We start from the raw sequence: 16,291 nt of genomic DNA, 5'->3' as shown, positions 1-16,291 counted from the left end.
TCTCCGTCAGCCGAAATACGCCGAGCGCACTTCGTCGTTGCTGGCCAGCGCTTCGGCCGTGCCCTGGGCCACCACGCGCCCTTGCGACAGCACGTAGCCGTAATGCGAAATGGCCAGCGTCTGCCGCGCGTTCTGCTCGACCAGCAGCACAGTGATGCCCAGTGCGTTGATCTGCTTGATGACCTTGAAGTTCTCTTTCACATACAGCGGCGACAGCCCGAGCGACGGCTCATCGATCACCAGCAGCTTCGGCTCCGCCATCAAGCCCCGGCCAATCGACACCATCGCCTGCTCACCGCCCGACATCGTCCCCGCCAGCTGCGCCGCCCGCTCCTTCAGGCGCGGAAAGATATCGTAGACCTTGGCCAGGCGATCGCGCACCCGCGCCGCGTCGGTCTCCAGGTACGCACCCAGCGCCAGGTTCTCCGCCACCGTCATGCGCGGAAAGATCTTGCGCCCCTCCGGGATGCAAGCAATGCCGGTGGCGATGATGTTGTGCGTCTTCTCGCCAGCCAGGTCCTTGCCATTCCACAAGACCTGGCCCTGGCGCGGCGGCGTGAGGCCGAGGATGGCGCGAATCAGCGTGCTCTTGCCCGCGCCATTGGCGCCGAGGATGCAGGTGATCTTGCCAGGGGCCACGTCGATGGAAACGTCATGCAGCACGTTGACCCTGTCATACCCGGTGGTGAGCCCTTTCACGCTGAGCGTGCCGGGGGAATCGAGCGTGCTCATGCGGCTTCCTCTCCAAGGTAGGCGGTCTGCACATTGGCGTCGGCGGTGATTTCCGTGTAGGTGCCCTCGGCGATCTTCTTGCCATAGTTCAGCACCACGCAGCGGTCGGTAATGCGCTCGATCACGTTCATCTCGTGCTCGATCAGCACCACCGACAAGTTCGGCAGCTTGCCGCGCACATCCAGGATGTCGCTCATCAGCGCATGCGTTTCGTCGTGCGTCATGCCGGCGGAAGGCTCATCGAGCAACAGCAGGCGCGGCTGACTCATCAGCGCGCGGCACACCTCGATGCGGCGGCGATCGATCATGGTGAAGGTCTCCACGGGCTCGAACAACCGCGCCACCAACGGCGGGCTGAAGATATTCAGCAGCCCCTTTACCTTCTCCACATAGGCGTCGTACTCGGCGCGAAACGCCTTGCGCCGGAACAGGTTGAACACCAACCCGTGCTGCATGTGCTGGTAGTCGCCGATGACGATGTTATCGAACACCGTGAGCGGCAAGGACAAGCGCGAGCGCTGGAACGTCCGCGCCACGCCGCTGCGGTAGATGTCCTGCGGCGTCTTGCCGATGACGTTCTCGCCGTTGTAGGTGATGGTGCCGCTGCTCGCCTTGTACAGGCCGGTCAGCACATTGAAGAAGGTCGTCTTGCCCGAACCGTTGGGCCCCAGCAGCCCGAGGATCTCGCCCTCGCGGATTGTCATGTCCAGGCTATCCAGGGCGGTCAAGCCGCCGAAGCGCATGGTCAGCCCCTTGACTTCAATCATGGTCTTGTCACTCATCGCGAAGTCTCCCGGCCAAAGAACAAGCGCGTCTTGCGCGGCAGCAGCCCATCGGGGCGGAACAGCAGGATGGCGATCACCAGCGCCGCATAGAAGAGGAAACGGTACTCCTGGATGAACTGCAGCTTCTCAGGCAGCACCAGCACGATGATGGCCGCCGGAATCAGGCCAACCGCATTGCCCAGCCCGCCCAGGATCACGATCGACAGCATCAGCAGCGAATCCGAGAACGTGAAGTTGTTGGGCGCCACGAAGCCGGTGATCATCCCGTACATGCTGCCCGCGATGCCTGCGAAGAAATTGCCCAGCATGAAGGCCACAACCTTCCAGCGCGCGATATGCAAGCCGAAGGTGGCGGCGGCCGTCTCGTCCGTGCGCACCACGTCCATGCTCAATCCCACCCACGAGCGCTCCAGCGCCTTTACCGTCGCAAAGACACCGGCGCAGATGCCGAGGCTGATCAAGGCATAGCTCACGTAGAACGACACGTCGACACCCGCCACCGTAAAGCCATCGTTCAGCGCGTAGCCAAAGACGGTCATGCCCGGCACCTGCAGGCCTTGCGGCCCGCCCAGCACATCGTTGACCTCGATGAACGTCTTGAACAGGATGCCGAAGGCGATGGTCACCAAGGCCGCATAATGCCCACGCGTGCGCAACACCGGCGTGATCAGCATCGAGCCGACCAGCGCCGCGATCACGCCCGAGATGACGATGATCAGCAAGTGCGGAATGCCGGTGTGCGTGGCCATCACGGCAGTGGCATAGCTACCAATGCCAAAGAACGCCGCGCCCGCGAAGTTGGCCACGCCAGAGAAGCCAAACTGCAGCGTCAGGCCGAGGCAGGCCGTGGTGTACAGCAGCACGGAGCAGATCATCAGCAGCGCGAAGTGCGCATCGTAGAACGCGGCGATCAGCGCCAACGTGCCGCCCACCGCCCACAAGCGGGCCAGGCCAGGACGGCTGGCGCCGGCCTCCTCGAGCGCGCGGTTGGCGCCCAGCTTCCGGCCGGCAATGAGCGCCACGATGGCAACGGCCAGCAAGATGGCCACGCTGAGCTGCGACTCCGCATGCAGGAACAACCACATGTAGACGGTCAGCGCGATGCCGGCCAGCGCCAGCACCACAGCGGGATTGCGCGTGCCTGATGTGTGACGCTTCGGGGTGTTGATGGTGCTCAAGGTGTTCATGGTGTCAGACCCGCTCACTGGATTTTTCTGCGATCAGGCCGGTCGGCTTCCAGGCCATCAGCACGATGACAACGGCAAAAGCGAAAACGTCCTTGTACGCGCTCGGGATATCCGGAATCAGCGCAGGCAATGTGGCGCTGCCAAGCACCTGCAGCGCGGCAAACAGAAACCCGCCGAGGATGGCGCCGTAGATGTTCCCCAGCCCGCCGAGAATGGCCGCGGCAAAGCCGATCACGCCAAGCAACAGCCCCACATTGAAGTTGATCTCGTTGTAGTACAGCCCGTTCATCACGCCCGCCAGCGCGGCCATGCCCGAGCCGAGCGCGAACGTCAGCAGCACGACCGCCTCGAAGTTGATGCCCATCAGCCGCGCCGTTTCGCCATCCTGCGCCACCGCGCGGATCGCCATGCCGAAACGGGTACGCGTAATCAGCAGATGCACGCCGACGATGATGGCGATGCCGGTAGCCAGCAGGATCAGGTTATCGGCACGCAGCGACAAGCTGCCCAGCTCGATGGAAGCCGTTGGCAGCAGCGCCGGGAACGGCTTGGGGTTGGAGCCATCGGGATAGAACAGCCGCACGGATTCGCGCATCACCGTGCCCAGCATCAGCGTGGCCAGCAATGTATTGAGCGGTGCCGCCTTGCGCAGCGGCAGGATCAGGAATTTAGCAATCGCCGCGCCCAGCAGGCCGGTCACGCAGATCGCGCACAGCACCACCGCCAGCAAGCGGATCCAGGGCGACTGGATGTCGAGCATCAGCACGCCAGTGGACGCCGCCAGGCCAGCAAACGCGCCGACCATCAGCGTATCGCCGTGCGAGAACTTGATCACATCCAGCACGCCGAAAAACAGCGTAAATCCCACGGCGACCATGGCATAGATCATGCCGAGCATCAAACCGTTGAAGACGTATTGGCCAATCACACTCATCGAGTTCCCCCCTCCCCCATCCTGACAAGAAGCCAGACGCCACGCGCGGTCGGCCACGGGCCGCCGCGCCTTGCGGTCGCGGGCCCGTGGATTCGTGGGATCGTGGAATCGTGCTTTTCTGGTTTAACGCGTCAGTGATTTACAAGCCGGCGAGCTTCTTCTTGCCCTTGCCGTAGGTGCTGTCCTCCCAGATCACCCACTTGCCATCCTCGACCACATACTTGGTAACCAGCGGCACGATGTTCTGGCGATGGTCGTCGAACGTCACCTTGCCGATGATGGTGTCGGCATCCTTGGTCGCATTGAGCGTGTCGCGCACCTTCTTGCGATCCGGCCCCACCTTCTCCACCGCATCCATGATCAGGTTGGCCGCGGCGAACGCAAACGGGCCATACGCCTCAGGCGGATCGCTGTACTTCTGCTGCGAATACTTGCCCGCGAAGAACAAGCCGCCGGGCAGCTTCTCCCACGGCGCGCCCTCGATAAAGGCCAGCGAGCCCTCGGCCTGCTCCTTGCCCGTACCCTGGATATACGCATCGGACTTGATGCCCGACGTCCCCTCGAACTGCGCCTTGATGCCCAGCTTCTCCATCTGCGTGCGGATGCGCACGCCCAGCGGCGTGAGGCCGCCAAAGTAGACAACGTCCGGCTTCAGCTCGCGAATCTTGGTCAGCTCCGTCGTGAAATCCTGCTGGTCGGCCGTCACGCCGAACGTACCCAGCACCGTGCCGCCGTCCTTTTTCAGGAACTCGCTGAAGTACTTGTTATGGCCTTTGCCGTAATCGGTGGTGTCATGGATGATCGCCCACTTCTTGTAGCCCAGGCCCGTCATGAACTTCGCCGCAACCTCGCTCTGGTTGATCATCGTGCCGTTGACGCGATGGATCTCCTTGAAGTTATTACCGTAAGTGACATCCGGCAACACCGCGCCCCACACCACGGCCGGCATGCCAAAGCGGTTGTACACGCCAACCGTACCCATCGCCACAGCCGAACAGAAATGCGTCACCCCCGCCACGATGCTCTTGTCGGCAGCGATCTTGGTCGCCACCTGCACGCCCACGTTAGGGCGGCACTCATCATCCTGCGTGACCAGCTCATAGGTGTACTTCGACTTCGGGTCGGCATTGCGCAAGCGAACCGCCAGGTCGGCGGAGTTGCGCCCGCCCAGGCCGATGGACGACACGCCGCCAGTCAGCGGGCCCACGAAGGCAATCTTGACGACATCCTTGGCGGCAGCGGGCGCGGACATCCCGGCCAACCCGGCCGAGGCCAGCAACAAGGCAGCGGCAACTACGGTGTTCTTCTTGCGCACTCTCATCCCCTTCGACACGTGGACAAACGGTTGGTATTCAAGTAACTCGAGCAAAACTACATGTGACTTTCTTTAAATTCAAGTTACTTGAATTCTGCAACGCAACAACCGTGCCAGTGAATTTGGGGGTACCCAGGGATGGAAAGCGCCGCAATGGTGGCCGAAAACGCCCATGGCAGGCGGCAAGTATGTGCGCACGGCACGGTTCTGGTGCGCTGCCGCACCAGAAGTATGGAAAGTTGGTGAACGCGGGGATGTCGGTGCCGCGCGAAGGGGCGGCCAAGCCTGGCCGTTGCATCACGACCCACCACACGTAGACCAATCGGAACACTAAAGCTGCATTGTCGCCACAGGCGTCGCCGGCGATGGCGCCGCCGGACCACAGCTATTGCCTGGACACTGCCCTTCGGGGAATGTCGACCTGTCCGAAGGAGCGATATTCCATCACCCCGTCGCGCACAACGATCAACGCACCAATCAATGCGACGGAATCCGCAGGCATGCAGGCCGCATCGAGCACGAGGCGCGCTGCGATGGCCGCACCCGGGCGCAGCGTAAGTAGCTGCGTCGGGAGATCCGTGCCAGCGGTAATCGGCAGATCTGCAGAGCTGAGATCTCTGCAAAGCCCGGTGTGCAGGTCCTTGCCTGATAGTGCAATCTCTAATACATCGGTGCCAGGGTTGGATATGGACACACGGAGATAGCCGGGATCGTCATCATCAACGGCCTCCAGCGCACCGACAGAGATTTTGACTGGCGTCTGCAGCGCTTCAGATGGCCAGTGGCTCACAACATCGCCAGCAAGCGCTTGCGTTAATGCATCGATTTGTCGGCGCATACCCGCTTGCCACTCCAGCATCGCAGGCGTCCCACAGCCATTCGTCATGTTCAGCAGCGTCTGAATGTCTTTGCCGAGGATAGATTGCCACGCGGAACTCTTAGTCAGCTCCTCCGCATATCGTCGGGCGGAGAATCTATGGGACGGGGCAACCGCCTGATCGATGCGATCGAGTCGCCAACGCTCATCGGCCCCCCCCGGACATTCGCTTTGGATCTTTTGCAGGATAGTCCAGCTCCGCACGACCGCCATCGCGCCGTCAGGCTGGCCGGATGCCGCATTGGCACGCGGGATTCCTTGCGTGCCACCCAACATTGCGGCTACCACCAACAGATTGGCAAGGCGCTTGAATTGCCCCGTCGTCGAAGGCAGGAAATGATCCGTCCAGTACATAAATGCACAATCTCCAGTCGCAATTTGATATGCCGGCCGATTGGCGAGCCAAATGCCGGAGGGCCGGAATAGCTGCCAGGCCCCTGGCCGTTTAGGCGAAGGTCCGGTTGGATCGCCGCGCCGAACATGGAGGCCGAGCGTAAGAAGTACATGTAACAAAATTGAGATGATCAGTATTTTCTCGCCCTAAAAATCGATCTTATAAGTAAATTTTTCAACCCAACCGAATCCCTCATCCTGCATTTTCACTCTCTCCAGGATGTTTAAAATATCAAAATACGATTTACCCATGATTTTTTTTGAGACACCTGCATTCACCCATCTTAAAAAAATGGGTCTCCCCACACCTGAACTAAGCAGGTCCCATAACGCGTCCGTATTGAAGCCGTAGGATGACTCAACCCCAAGGATGGAAGCTAGTTCTCGATGAAAATCCACCTCGCTTCTCACCACCTCGCCATTTATCTGAATATTCATTGCGCACCTTACAGCCATCCCCCGCCGCCACGGCGGCTCCACGCCGAGCCGTGCGGCCCTAGATCCAGGGAAAATCGCTCCCTCTCACACACAGGATTGCCCGTCCGGTCACGTCGTGGTGTTCACTTGCCCGGCGCTTCACAAGTCTTCAGAAACCTGGCGTCTACCGGACGCTTAAGAGCAACGCCATCAGGCCCGCCTGCCTCTACCTTGGAAACGGTCAATTGGCACGCGCTGCCCGTCCAGTGAAGCACCGCCTCATAGTCTGCCCCGGACTCCGGGCTCCACAATGCGGCGACACGACATTGATATGAATTTTGAACGTTGGCGCCTATGACAAATGCATCGAGCAGGAAAGGCCTGCCTGCATGAATGTAGGCTTCCGAGAAACGCTGGCTAGCCTGGGCGTCATTGCCGGGAATCCCAAGGCTGGCGTTGTAATGAGCCAATGGGTTGTCAAACAGAGCGATACGCTGCTCGCCAAGCTCCACGCCCTGCTTGATACAGTCTCCCGCCGGCATGTTGGAAAAAGTGTGGAAGCTTGTGCTTGCCGACGGCCCCGTCTTCACCATCCGTATCCTGGCACGGTCGCCCGACGTGGGCTCCGGATATCTCGTTACGCAGGCGGTCAGGACGAGTGCGCAAGCGCTCAAAATCAAGGTTCTCATGATTCCTGGCATGGAGGTTGGCTTTCACTCATATCAATGTTGCTCATTTCGCGAAGTTAGCGCTCGGCCACCGACCGAGGCCGCAGCATGAACGGCACGCGGTTTTCCGGGCCTGCGCCAGGCTTGAGCTCATAAGCGAGCAGTCCGCATCGTCCATTGCCGCCAATCGACGTCCCTTGCAGCAGCACGACGAGCTCGTAATCGTGCCCTGCTTCAGGTGTCATCACTGCCGCCGCGCGACACACAAGACTGCCGTCAAGCGTGGCCGTAAACATTAGCGAGAGCGGCTGTCCCGCGCTCACGTAGCGCTCGAGCACGGGCATGTTGGTATCCTGATCTGTCGAGGCCGGCATGCCGATGCGCTCGCTTTCTTTCGGGGTCTTGCCGATCCCTGCCCATCCCTTCGAAAAGACGGCAAGCAACTGCCGCTTGGGTTCGTTGTCCTGCTCGACGGTCCCAAGAATGATGGCGGGATACGCGTACATATCCATCGCTTTGATGCGCAGGCGTGCCTGCGTGTCAGGGGCGCCTTTTGGCGCGTATTCGGGCATTACGGCACATCCGGTGAGCAAAAGCGGTAGCGCTATCAGCGCACCCAACAATGACCGGCGGGGCAAGAAAGACGTCATGGGAGAACTTTGAACAATTGGGAATTTGCCGACCCGATTCCCGAACCGATCTGGTTGGGGCATGACAGCCATGCCGACCACGGCGTCGTATCGGTATGAATGATGGGTTTCTTTATAAGGATCAATACAAGGGACCCACCCAGGTGGGTCCCGGTGGAACGTATTTCTCTCCACCGCGCGAGAGTGCCCGCAGATCGGTGTGGGTTCAACCGGTTGAACCCACAGCCACTAGCGGCGCAAAAAGCAGTGCTTCGACCAGATGGCGCCAAGAAAAATAACCCGCGTTACACGTGTGCAAATGACGCGACGCACCGCCCCGGTTGAAGGCCACTTGCCAAACGGCAGCCGTGGCCAAGGCCGGGGAATAGCTGCCGGGCACCCGTCTTGGCTACCCGAGTCGCGATGGCGTGACGCCACTCAGTCTGGCCCGCTTACTCACTTTGCCGACGCCTTCACCACGTCCCCGGTATAGCTCAAGGACGGCAGCTCCTCCTTGGCTTTGTCGGGCGTTTCCAGCTCCAGCACCACGCGGCCCACCATCAGGCCCATTGACGGCGAACTGCGCACATACTTCGTTTCCCCACCATCCAGGGCGAAGCTGAGCGTCTTCTCCGTTTCCGTCGCCGCCGAGGCCACATATTTGCCGGCAGGCCGGTCCACGAAGAAGAAGCCGCCTGGCTTGGATTCCCCCACAACCTGGCCGTTTAGGCGAAGGTCCGGTTGGATCGCGGCACCGAACATGGAGGCCGAGCGCAGGAAGTAGATACGCCCCTCGCCCGGCTTGATCGTCGGGATCGAGGCCGCCATATCGGAATGCTTCACACCCGATGCGCAACCCGCCATCAGCAACGACATCGCCATCCCACCCATTGCCATATGTACAACTCGTTTCATTCGGTTTCTCCAAAGGTCAGAGGTACTGCGGTTGAAAGCGGGGAGTAGTTCTGCTCCCCCGGCAAATAGAAGCCAACCAGCTTTTTGTCTTTGAGGACAAGGTAGGCTTCGTGGACCTGACGGCCCTCGATCGTGAAGATCGTTCCGACCGGCCGGTAGACGGCCCCTTGCGGCACGCGTCCCACCGGTTTCCATACGGATTTGGCGGCCAATGTTCGTGAGTACCCCGTATCGAGCTGGATCACTGCTGGTGCCTGGATCGTGATGGATCGCGCGGCAGTCCCATCCTGTGCAAGTTCGACGGCTGACGGTGTTGTTGCGATCATCGGGGCGCAACCGGACAAGGCCACGCCGCAGGCAAATAGCACCCAGAGGCGGCGCAAACGAGTCAGAGCTAAGGTGTTCATAGGAGCGTATGTTTGGATTTAGTTTCTGAAAGCTAAGCCTCGATTCGGAAAGCCGCGCATTCTAAAGTATCTCGTCCACTCTTCCATGGCCGATCAATCTGGCATTCTCGCGAACCTCGAATTCGTCTCCGACGTTTATTTTTTCTGAGAAGAACTGCCAGCTTGCAAAGGTGATTTTTGTCTTGAGTTTTTCACCCGGAAAGTGGAAATCATTGTCTTCATAGGAATGTATTCCACTTGCCAGGTAGTCAACGGCCGCGAACTTGTGATGTGGAGCGTACCCGTTGCGCACGCCCGCCGTCTTTGGCCATTCCACATCCTCCGAGATCACGAAGGTTGCCAGGATGTGATGCATCAATTTCCCTCAAAAGGCATGCTCAACATCTTTGAGCAAAGAATTGAACGGATCTCTTTTTTTACCTTCTCCTCCACCGAAAGGATGCCACTCTTGAGTGTGTGGATTCCCGGGAGACCAACGTTGGAAGTTTCCGCCAACGCCACTCACGACTTCGTCACTTCAGAAACTACGAACCCGCCCTCGACTCCCTCGGGTACGTGTCAAACGCGTTTTTGCCCGTCTCCAAATACAGCCTGTCACATACAGGACATCGGTAGACGGTGATACTTACGTCATCAATCATGTCGTAAAACACCTCCCCACTTGGCCCTGCCCCGTTATCGATCCTGTCTGCTATCTCACCCACGCGTGCCATCGGTACCAGCCGCCATTCACATTCCGGCCAAACGCCTGATAGATTCAACACCGCTCCACATGTGCAAGCAAATTTCGGCATTCTTATCCTCCAGAGGCCGATCGGTCAGCCGTCGCTCAATACTCATGCTCGCCACACGAACCTAGATGGCTAGGCGTTACGGCTGTCCATCTTTTACCTGTGACCGCTCTGTTCTGGTATGCAGCATCCAGTTCAACCCTGACCGCGATTTTCCTATCCTGCCATATCGCGTTATCGCCCGTATTTTTTCACTAACCCCTGACGCCACGCTGGCACCAGTTGATCGAAAGGAAAGACCGGAGAACACCCGCCATCAATTAACTCGTCTATCGGCTTAGCCCACAGTCGCTTCAGAGGTTTCTCGAATCTCCCGATACCGTCAATTCCACGCAACCCAATAATCGCTACATCGTTGCTTTTCTCGCAATAGATGCACCACTCGCCAACATCAGATGCACAAGCATACCTATCAACCCTGTAAAGCCAACCACTCGCAGGACCGCCGTCGCGTAACTTGTCGTCGTACGCGACTCCACTGATCATCTCGTCCAAGAAGATCGCCGCAATGTAGTCAAACTCGAACCTCTCGGTCTTGTCAAGGTTGAGTAGGCACGCGATATTAGCCCGTTCGACACTCAGGAGTTCACGCACAATTTCCGGGAAGTCTGACGCGAAAACGTGGTCGGACTGGAAGAATAGAAAATCGCTCCAGGGTCCAAAATGAACACGGTCGGGTAGCATCCTATCGAAATCCAGTGCCTTCACGACGTTATCAAACGCCTGCTGCCGATAAACAGCATCCCCTTCGCCCAGACTCATACGTCCCTCGTCAATAGTGTCGCCAAACATCGGTTACTGCCCTTTGAGCGAGAACTTGCTCGATGCCCCACCCGGTCCGAAGTACTGAGCCCCCACGCACGCACTCCGAAGCTGCTGCCATCGAAGGTGATGCGGTTGGTCAGCCCGGCGGTGATTGCACCAATTGCATGGCGGTCGCCAGCTTCCCGAAGTTCAGCCCCTGTCCCGAAGCGAGCTGGGTGAAAGCGCTACCGGCCACGCCCATGTGACATACTGGTGCCGTGACGGGTAGGGGCTGCCGTATGAATGCTCCGATAGCTCGCTATGCAAGTTCTTCACAGAACTCTCTGTAAGGTTCAATGAGCGTCATCTTCATCTAATGCTCAGCCAGTTCCAGATCGCTGCCCGCGAGGACCGCCTGAACCCTCGTCGTCCCATCGGGATTGGAGAACTCGACTTCGTAGTTGCCATTGCAATAGTCTTCGATAACGTATCCGATGTCCCCACATCTGAGACCCTCGTATGAGCCCTCTCGACCAAGATAGCGGACGCGGTTGTGAAGCGGAATTTTCATTAACATCCCTTCGCGAAACCCGAGAAAGGTATATGCAACTTCAAAGAGCCGTCAGCCTGGATCATCCATCCTGAGCGAAGGTGACCAGTTTGACCGATGGCAGCACCTTTTCCGGGACTAGTACTCGTACCGCGCTATGGTGTGTCATACACCAAGCGGAAGAACTTGCGCCATCCATATCGCGATATGAGGTATAGATGAAGCAAGAGGAAACCTGCCAACAGAAACAGCTCTCCACTCACCAGATAGTTTAGGTAAAACGAATGCCACCCGTCACCTCGAAAAGTACGAAATAACGACGCAGCAAGCCAACAGATCGGGTAAAAAACCGACATCCCAAGAAAGCGTCGCACGTAGGGTGTAGCGTCCCCCCCATCGTGCCGGTATATGGCACACAGTATCCTGACCATCTTCTCGTGTTGCATTGCTATTTCCCATCGTTTCTTGGCGCCTCCGGCAAACGCACCACACCGCCAGTTGCCGGGAGTAGGCCTGTGCCAAAATCACGAAACGTACTCGGTACGATGCTCTGAATTGGAGTTGCTACGAGACGGCCTCCAGGAGCTTGAAGGAGGACTCCGAGCGCCGGATCATACTGCCGCGTGAAGTTCATTGCACGGCTCAGGAACAAGCCGCCGCCGTCAGCTAGGCCCTTGGATCCCGCCCCAAAGGTCATTCCCACCACCATGGCGGCCAATGCTGAGTCGTGGGCACCTGTCTGACTATTGTTGTAGGCGGTCGCAGCGGCGTTCGAACTACCTCCGATCAACGCGGTGCCCGCGTAGCCAGAGAAAATGCCGCCAAATGGGGCAGTCGCTCCGCCAAGCACTGCGGTATTCGCAATTCGCTCATAGTTTACCGAGCCGTCCCCAAACAGAACCTGATTAACATATTCCCCAAGACCCGCGCTTACACCAGCAGTAAGTCCGGCACCCGGATTGACAAGGCCCAATCGAATCAACGCCGCCGCCGAAATGGGATCTGCCGTCGGCACCACAGCTCCGCTACCCGCTCCAGGCAGCTTGGCCGCGACCCCCGAAAGCTCCTGCGCACTTGGCTGATAGGCTGCCAGACAATCAACCACCCCACCACCACAATCTTTCACGTCTCCCTTCGCGATCTTGTTCAAAAGCGACACCGCCGATTGTGCGGTTTGGCATGCAACTGCGCTTCCGTTCGCGCAAGCGTCTGCCAACGCATTCAATTGCTTGCGTGAAGTCGCGTCCAGCGACAATAGCTGATCCCGCAGAGCACACTGGGACGCGTCACCTGCGGCGCATTGCGCCTTGGCTCGCTCTAGCGCGCCGGCTTGCTTTGGCGACAGGTAGTTGTTTGCGGCCTCGTTCTGGGCAGCACCTGCCGCCGATATGCCATTCTGCCCAAGCGCGTTGGCAAGGGCACCGCCGGCCAACATCGAAGCACCGATCACGACAACCTGATTCAACGAGTTGGCCCGGTCAGCGTTCGTCTCGATTCCCAGCGCGCCGCCAACCAGCGGCGATATCACCGCACCGGTAGCCCCGCCAATGGCACCACTAGCGCAATCGCCGCCCGACTGGCTCTGCGTCGCGCAGCCCAGGCCACAATTGATTGAAGCTAGTGGGTAGTCATCTACTCAAGCGCAATGGTGAGTGCATCCCCGTCCCCATATCGAGTTCGATATTTTGTCAGGACAGCCTCTGCAAGCTTCGATGTCAACACCACCGCGATATCCGCATCCACGCCATCGAGGTAAAAGGTGAACGACCATCCGAGACGCTCTTGCTTCCACGCGACAAACACGTCTTCACTTTCGGTTTTCCAGAACTGAACGCAGTGAATGTTGCCAGAATTCACTTCGCCTGCTAGCGTCGCAGCGAGAACCTCAATCTGGTCTCCATCGTCCGTCCAAGTTGTTATCTTGGCATTCCCCGGGTTGGCAAGCGATACGCCCACGGTCTTTAGCAGCTCCACAACAAAGAGGAACGCTACTTCAAGCGTGTCAGGAATCAATACTCGACATACAAATCTCGCCATCATTGGCTCCCAGGAAAGACTTGGACGTTACCCGCGCCAAGTATTTTAGTCGCAAGGTTAATAGCGGATTGCGGTGTACCTTCAGCAAAGTAGGCCTGTGCCGATACACCTCGTTGATCAGCGATCAAGTTCGACGGATGACGGTGTTGTTGCGATCATCGGGGCGCAACCGGAAAGGGCGATGCAGCAGGCGAGTATCGCCCGAATGGGGCGCCGACGCATTGAAGATTGGCTATTCATAGAGATGGGCATTTGCATTCGATTTTTAGAAACCATGGCCGCAGCGGTAGCCGGTCCTTTCAACCACCTGCCAAGGACAGCTTCTTCGCCTCCGTGACTTCCCCGATCTCGTCACTCGGTGCAGCGACTAAAGGCTAGTCGAAGCGCTGCGCCGATCTCGGAAGGGCTACGGCTCGCCTCAATCACCACGTCTTCAATTCCATCCCCTTTTTCGCGCCCCCAAGCCTCCAGCTTCTCGTGGCGACTCGGGCTGATGATGATGACATCCCCTTCCGCCAGGATTCCGCAACTCTTCATATTCTTGAAGAGCGCTCGTTTTGTTCTGTATCCGTATCGGTCCATCAGTGCTTTTATCCAAGATGCATGTTGCTCAGATATTTTTTTGTAATCAAAAAAAACACCGTACTCCTCCCTCGTCAAAACTCGACTTCTTTTAAGCGCATCAATAATCGAAGCTCCCAGAACATCATCACCAACATCCAATTGTAATAAATGCTGATTACCTGCCGGGTCTCGCCCCGTGAGCCCGAGCCCAGAATATGTCTCAACACAAATAAAATCGCCATTACTCTTGGCACTTGCCCAATATTGTCTCGTCTGGCTCATAGCTACCTTACGGAAGTTACAACGACCTTAACACCCTGCTTCTGGCCGTACTCGATCGCTCTGTTTATCTGCTCCCACTGTGCCGGTGTGGTCTTCGCTGGAATAGCAACTTGCAGTTCGCGCGCGGAAATTCTACTTCCGTCCAACCTTATGGGACCCAGTTCTGCATTGGTAAAGCGCGCCGCCGTGTCGATGTTGCCTTTAAGCGAGTAGTAGACCTGGCTTGGATTAGCCATTTTTGCGGCCGTAGTGGTATCGAGCGTCTTTGCGCTAATGGCTGTCTGGGTTGTTGGATCGTAGAAATCAAACGTCTTAAAGTTCGGCGGCAGACGGGTTCCGGTCGCGAATTGTCCGGCAAGGTAATCCTCCCAAGGCATGCCCTGTCCCTGGATACCCTTGCCCCACTGAATTCCAACTGCGGCCCGCTCGACCGTCGCAGTTCCGCCGCCGGCCCCCGGCAACACATCCGCCGCCGTGTAACCCGGACCCGCATTAGCCACCGTACTCGGCGATCCACCCTGCGCCGGAGAGTAAGGACCACTCTCGGCAGTTAGATTGGGAAACTTGCCCGAGCCAACAGGCGCGCCGAACGGTGCACCTGCGCCACCCACAAAATCTACCAGAGACTGAACGCCCTTGGCCAGATTCGTGTTGCTGCTCGCCATCGACCCCTCGGCCGCACTCAGCGCGGTGCCGACCTGCATATAGGTCTGTGCAAGCGCCTCGCGCTGCTGGGCGGTCAGTTCCAGTGGCTTGCCCAGTTCCGTCGAGGCCTGCTGCATGGTCATGCTGGCGCCGAGGAGCGCTCGGCCCAGAACGCCCATGCCGCCGCTATCGCCGTTAGCCTGGAAGGTGTCATAGAGGCCAGATGCCTGAGTGACAGCCTGCTGCAACTTCAGATAGGCAGCCGCCTTGTCAGCAGGCGTCGATGCCTTTGCGTAAGCGTCCTTCGCACTGGTCAGATCGGTGTAGACCTCGGTTTGCGCTTGATCGACCTTGTCCCACTTGGCGGCTAGTGCCTGCTTCTCTGCCGCAGTCTTTGCAGCCGCGATTTGATCGGCCCGCTGCTTCGTTTGGTTGCCTGACAATGCGTTGTTCAGGACCTCGTTCTGCGCTGCCAGCGTGGCGGATGTCGCATTCGTGCCCAGCAGTACACCGGCTGCTCCACCGATCAGCGTTGCCAGTCCGACCGTGGTCGCATAGCGGATCTTGTCATCGCTGTAGTTCAGCACCGAACTATCGGCATAGATCTGGTCGCGGATCAGCGGTGCTGCAATCGCGCTCGCCGCCCCACCAACCGCACCACCCGCGCAATCGCCCCCACTCAAGCTAGCCGCAGCACATCCAAGAAGCGCGTGACTAGCCGCGTTAGCCAGGATCGTGCTGGTGTCCGCGCCGACCGTGCCGATGCCCGGCAGCGTCACGCCAATGGCGTTGGCCCCAACCGCCGCCGCATCCCGCACCAGCCCGCTCGCAAGGGCTTGGCCGAAGCTGCCGCCGTAGGCCACCGTATTGACCCCGGCGCTGATGGCAGAGCGCACCACGCTCGCAGTGACGTAGCCGCCGAGGTTGGACTGAACAGCATCCCAGGTGCCCTTGGCAAGGCTCTCGCCAATATTCTTGATGCCCACATCACCCAGGTCCAACCCACCCAGCGCGCCCTGCGTGAGGCCTGCGGTCACCCCCGAGACAACGCCGGCCTTGAGCGCCGCGCCCATGTTCAGCGAGCCTGTGGTAATCAACTGGCTCGCCATACTCGACAGCGTGCCGGCAATCAGCCCCGACACCGCCAGCGACATCGCCGCCCCAATGCCCGCAGCCGCGAATGCCGCGCCAGCGGCGACCGTGGCGCCCATGACGGCGGAGTATGCCGCGCCCACGATTGCCGCCCCAGCCCCGGCCGTCACGATCGAAATCGCCACCGCCGCCACCATCGCCACCACCATGCCGATGGGGCCGAACCCGCCCTTCTTCTCCTGAATAAACCGCGTATGAATATCGTCAGCGACCGTGCCTTCGGTGTAGTTCAACCCCAGGTTGGCCTTCAACTGATTCACCAGCGCC

At 59.0% G+C, this 16,291-nt stretch carries 19 protein-coding genes; all 19 read right to left on the bottom strand.

Annotated elements, in window-relative coordinates; translation table 11 throughout:
• Nucleotides 1-6: 6 nt before the first annotated feature.
• Entirely contained in the window at nucleotides 7-732 is a 726-nt protein-coding gene (locus AC1Q7Q_RS33995) for an ABC transporter ATP-binding protein (protein ID WP_492375494.1), read from the bottom strand.
• Entirely contained in the window at nucleotides 729-1,514 is a 786-nt protein-coding gene (locus AC1Q7Q_RS33990) for an ABC transporter ATP-binding protein (RefSeq protein ID WP_416050112.1), read from the bottom strand. The genes AC1Q7Q_RS33995 and AC1Q7Q_RS33990 overlap by 4 nt, the downstream gene beginning before the upstream one ends.
• Nucleotides 1,511-2,641 (bottom strand): branched-chain amino acid ABC transporter permease, encoded by a 1,131-nt coding sequence (locus AC1Q7Q_RS33985; RefSeq protein WP_492375496.1) that lies wholly within the window; start codon nucleotides 2,639-2,641, stop codon nucleotides 1,511-1,513. The genes AC1Q7Q_RS33990 and AC1Q7Q_RS33985 overlap by 4 nt, the downstream gene beginning before the upstream one ends.
• A gap of 67 nt (nucleotides 2,642-2,708) precedes the next feature.
• On the bottom strand, nucleotides 2,709-3,638 hold the full coding sequence (locus tag AC1Q7Q_RS33980; RefSeq protein WP_043342660.1) for a branched-chain amino acid ABC transporter permease: 930 nt from the start codon (nucleotides 3,636-3,638) through the stop codon (nucleotides 2,709-2,711).
• A 139-nt stretch (nucleotides 3,639-3,777) separates the two neighbouring features.
• Nucleotides 3,778-4,953 carry a branched-chain amino acid ABC transporter substrate-binding protein gene (locus AC1Q7Q_RS33975; protein ID WP_150985396.1) on the bottom strand — a complete coding sequence of 392 codons (1,176 nt, stop codon included), beginning with the start codon at nucleotides 4,951-4,953 and terminating at the stop codon, nucleotides 3,778-3,780.
• A gap of 385 nt (nucleotides 4,954-5,338) precedes the next feature.
• Entirely contained in the window at nucleotides 5,339-6,184 is an 846-nt protein-coding gene (locus AC1Q7Q_RS33970; RefSeq protein WP_492387265.1) for a hypothetical protein, read from the bottom strand.
• 186 nt (nucleotides 6,185-6,370) lie between these two features.
• Complete coding sequence (locus AC1Q7Q_RS33965; protein WP_150985393.1) at nucleotides 6,371-6,661, bottom strand: barstar family protein; 291 nt, start codon at nucleotides 6,659-6,661, stop codon at nucleotides 6,371-6,373.
• Between the two features lie 122 nt (nucleotides 6,662-6,783).
• The gene (locus tag AC1Q7Q_RS33960; RefSeq protein ID WP_492376633.1) at nucleotides 6,784-7,329 is read right to left on the bottom strand and encodes a hypothetical protein; all 546 of its coding nucleotides are present in this window, start codon (nucleotides 7,327-7,329) and stop codon (nucleotides 6,784-6,786) included.
• A gap of 56 nt (nucleotides 7,330-7,385) precedes the next feature.
• Complete coding sequence (locus AC1Q7Q_RS33955) at nucleotides 7,386-7,880, bottom strand: hypothetical protein (protein WP_492376632.1); 495 nt, start codon at nucleotides 7,878-7,880, stop codon at nucleotides 7,386-7,388.
• 513 nt (nucleotides 7,881-8,393) lie between these two features.
• Entirely contained in the window at nucleotides 8,394-8,852 is a 459-nt protein-coding gene (locus AC1Q7Q_RS33950; RefSeq protein ID WP_492376631.1) for a DUF2846 domain-containing protein, read from the bottom strand.
• Nucleotides 8,849-9,259, bottom strand: a complete 411-nt coding sequence (locus tag AC1Q7Q_RS33945; protein ID WP_492376630.1) for a hypothetical protein — start codon at nucleotides 9,257-9,259, stop codon at nucleotides 8,849-8,851. Before AC1Q7Q_RS33945 ends, AC1Q7Q_RS33950 begins: the two co-directional genes overlap by 4 nt.
• A gap of 61 nt (nucleotides 9,260-9,320) precedes the next feature.
• Nucleotides 9,321-9,614, bottom strand: coding sequence for a hypothetical protein (locus AC1Q7Q_RS33940; RefSeq protein WP_492376629.1), 294 nt, complete (start codon nucleotides 9,612-9,614; stop codon nucleotides 9,321-9,323).
• Between the two features lie 169 nt (nucleotides 9,615-9,783).
• Nucleotides 9,784-10,053: a DUF8617 domain-containing protein gene (locus AC1Q7Q_RS33935; protein WP_492376628.1), complete on the bottom strand. Its 270-nt coding sequence runs from the start codon at nucleotides 10,051-10,053 to the stop codon at nucleotides 9,784-9,786.
• Between the two features lie 171 nt (nucleotides 10,054-10,224).
• Nucleotides 10,225-10,812, bottom strand: coding sequence for a hypothetical protein (locus tag AC1Q7Q_RS33930; protein WP_492376627.1), 588 nt, complete (start codon nucleotides 10,810-10,812; stop codon nucleotides 10,225-10,227).
• 355 nt (nucleotides 10,813-11,167) lie between these two features.
• Nucleotides 11,168-11,365 carry a DUF4926 domain-containing protein gene (locus tag AC1Q7Q_RS33925; RefSeq protein WP_492376626.1) on the bottom strand — a complete coding sequence of 66 codons (198 nt, stop codon included), beginning with the start codon at nucleotides 11,363-11,365 and terminating at the stop codon, nucleotides 11,168-11,170.
• A gap of 427 nt (nucleotides 11,366-11,792) precedes the next feature.
• Nucleotides 11,793-12,872, bottom strand: a complete 1,080-nt coding sequence (locus tag AC1Q7Q_RS33920) for a hypothetical protein (protein WP_492376625.1) — start codon at nucleotides 12,870-12,872, stop codon at nucleotides 11,793-11,795.
• 104 nt (nucleotides 12,873-12,976) lie between these two features.
• A complete protein-coding gene (locus tag AC1Q7Q_RS33915; protein ID WP_477135091.1) occupies nucleotides 12,977-13,384 on the bottom strand; it encodes a hypothetical protein in 408 nt (135 codons plus the stop codon).
• A 348-nt stretch (nucleotides 13,385-13,732) separates the two neighbouring features.
• A complete protein-coding gene (locus AC1Q7Q_RS33910; protein WP_492376624.1) occupies nucleotides 13,733-14,227 on the bottom strand; it encodes a contact-dependent growth inhibition system immunity protein in 495 nt (164 codons plus the stop codon).
• A gap of 2 nt (nucleotides 14,228-14,229) precedes the next feature.
• Nucleotides 14,230-16,291 (bottom strand): endonuclease toxin domain-containing protein (locus AC1Q7Q_RS33905; RefSeq protein WP_492387264.1); only part of this gene is annotated, 2,062 nt, incomplete at its 5' end.

The sequence above is a fragment of the Cupriavidus sp. GW823-FHT07A04 genome (genome assembly GCF_058794615.1).
This window is presented reverse-complemented; position numbering and strand designations above follow the sequence as displayed.

Excerpts from the sequence above, each read along its gene's own strand:
- AC1Q7Q_RS33965 (WP_150985393.1), bottom strand. The coding sequence starts at position 6,661 with ATGAATATTCAGATAAATGGCGAGGTGGTGAGAAGCGAGGTGGATTTT.
- AC1Q7Q_RS33995 (WP_492375494.1), bottom strand. The coding sequence starts at position 732 with ATGAGCACGCTCGATTCCCCCGGCACGCTCAGCGTGAAAGGGCTCACC.
- AC1Q7Q_RS33910 (WP_492376624.1), bottom strand. The coding sequence starts at position 14,227 with ATGAGCCAGACGAGACAATATTGGGCAAGTGCCAAGAGTAATGGCGAT.
- AC1Q7Q_RS33970 (WP_492387265.1), bottom strand. The coding sequence starts at position 6,184 with ATGTACTGGACGGATCATTTCCTGCCTTCGACGACGGGGCAATTCAAG.
- AC1Q7Q_RS33990 (WP_416050112.1), bottom strand. The coding sequence starts at position 1,514 with ATGAGTGACAAGACCATGATTGAAGTCAAGGGGCTGACCATGCGCTTC.
- AC1Q7Q_RS33980 (WP_043342660.1), bottom strand. The coding sequence starts at position 3,638 with ATGAGTGTGATTGGCCAATACGTCTTCAACGGTTTGATGCTCGGCATG.
- AC1Q7Q_RS33930 (WP_492376627.1), bottom strand. The coding sequence starts at position 10,812 with ATGAGTCTGGGCGAAGGGGATGCTGTTTATCGGCAGCAGGCGTTTGAT.
- AC1Q7Q_RS33935 (WP_492376628.1), bottom strand. The coding sequence starts at position 10,053 with ATGCCGAAATTTGCTTGCACATGTGGAGCGGTGTTGAATCTATCAGGC.
- AC1Q7Q_RS33940 (WP_492376629.1), bottom strand. The coding sequence starts at position 9,614 with ATGCATCACATCCTGGCAACCTTCGTGATCTCGGAGGATGTGGAATGG.
- AC1Q7Q_RS33925 (WP_492376626.1), bottom strand. The coding sequence starts at position 11,365 with ATGAAAATTCCGCTTCACAACCGCGTCCGCTATCTTGGTCGAGAGGGC.
- AC1Q7Q_RS33915 (WP_477135091.1), bottom strand. The coding sequence starts at position 13,384 with ATGATGGCGAGATTTGTATGTCGAGTATTGATTCCTGACACGCTTGAA.
- AC1Q7Q_RS33950 (WP_492376631.1), bottom strand. The coding sequence starts at position 8,852 with ATGAAACGAGTTGTACATATGGCAATGGGTGGGATGGCGATGTCGTTG.
- AC1Q7Q_RS33945 (WP_492376630.1), bottom strand. The coding sequence starts at position 9,259 with ATGAACACCTTAGCTCTGACTCGTTTGCGCCGCCTCTGGGTGCTATTT.
- AC1Q7Q_RS33960 (WP_492376633.1), bottom strand. The coding sequence starts at position 7,329 with ATGAGAACCTTGATTTTGAGCGCTTGCGCACTCGTCCTGACCGCCTGC.
- AC1Q7Q_RS33955 (WP_492376632.1), bottom strand. The coding sequence starts at position 7,880 with ATGCCCGAATACGCGCCAAAAGGCGCCCCTGACACGCAGGCACGCCTG.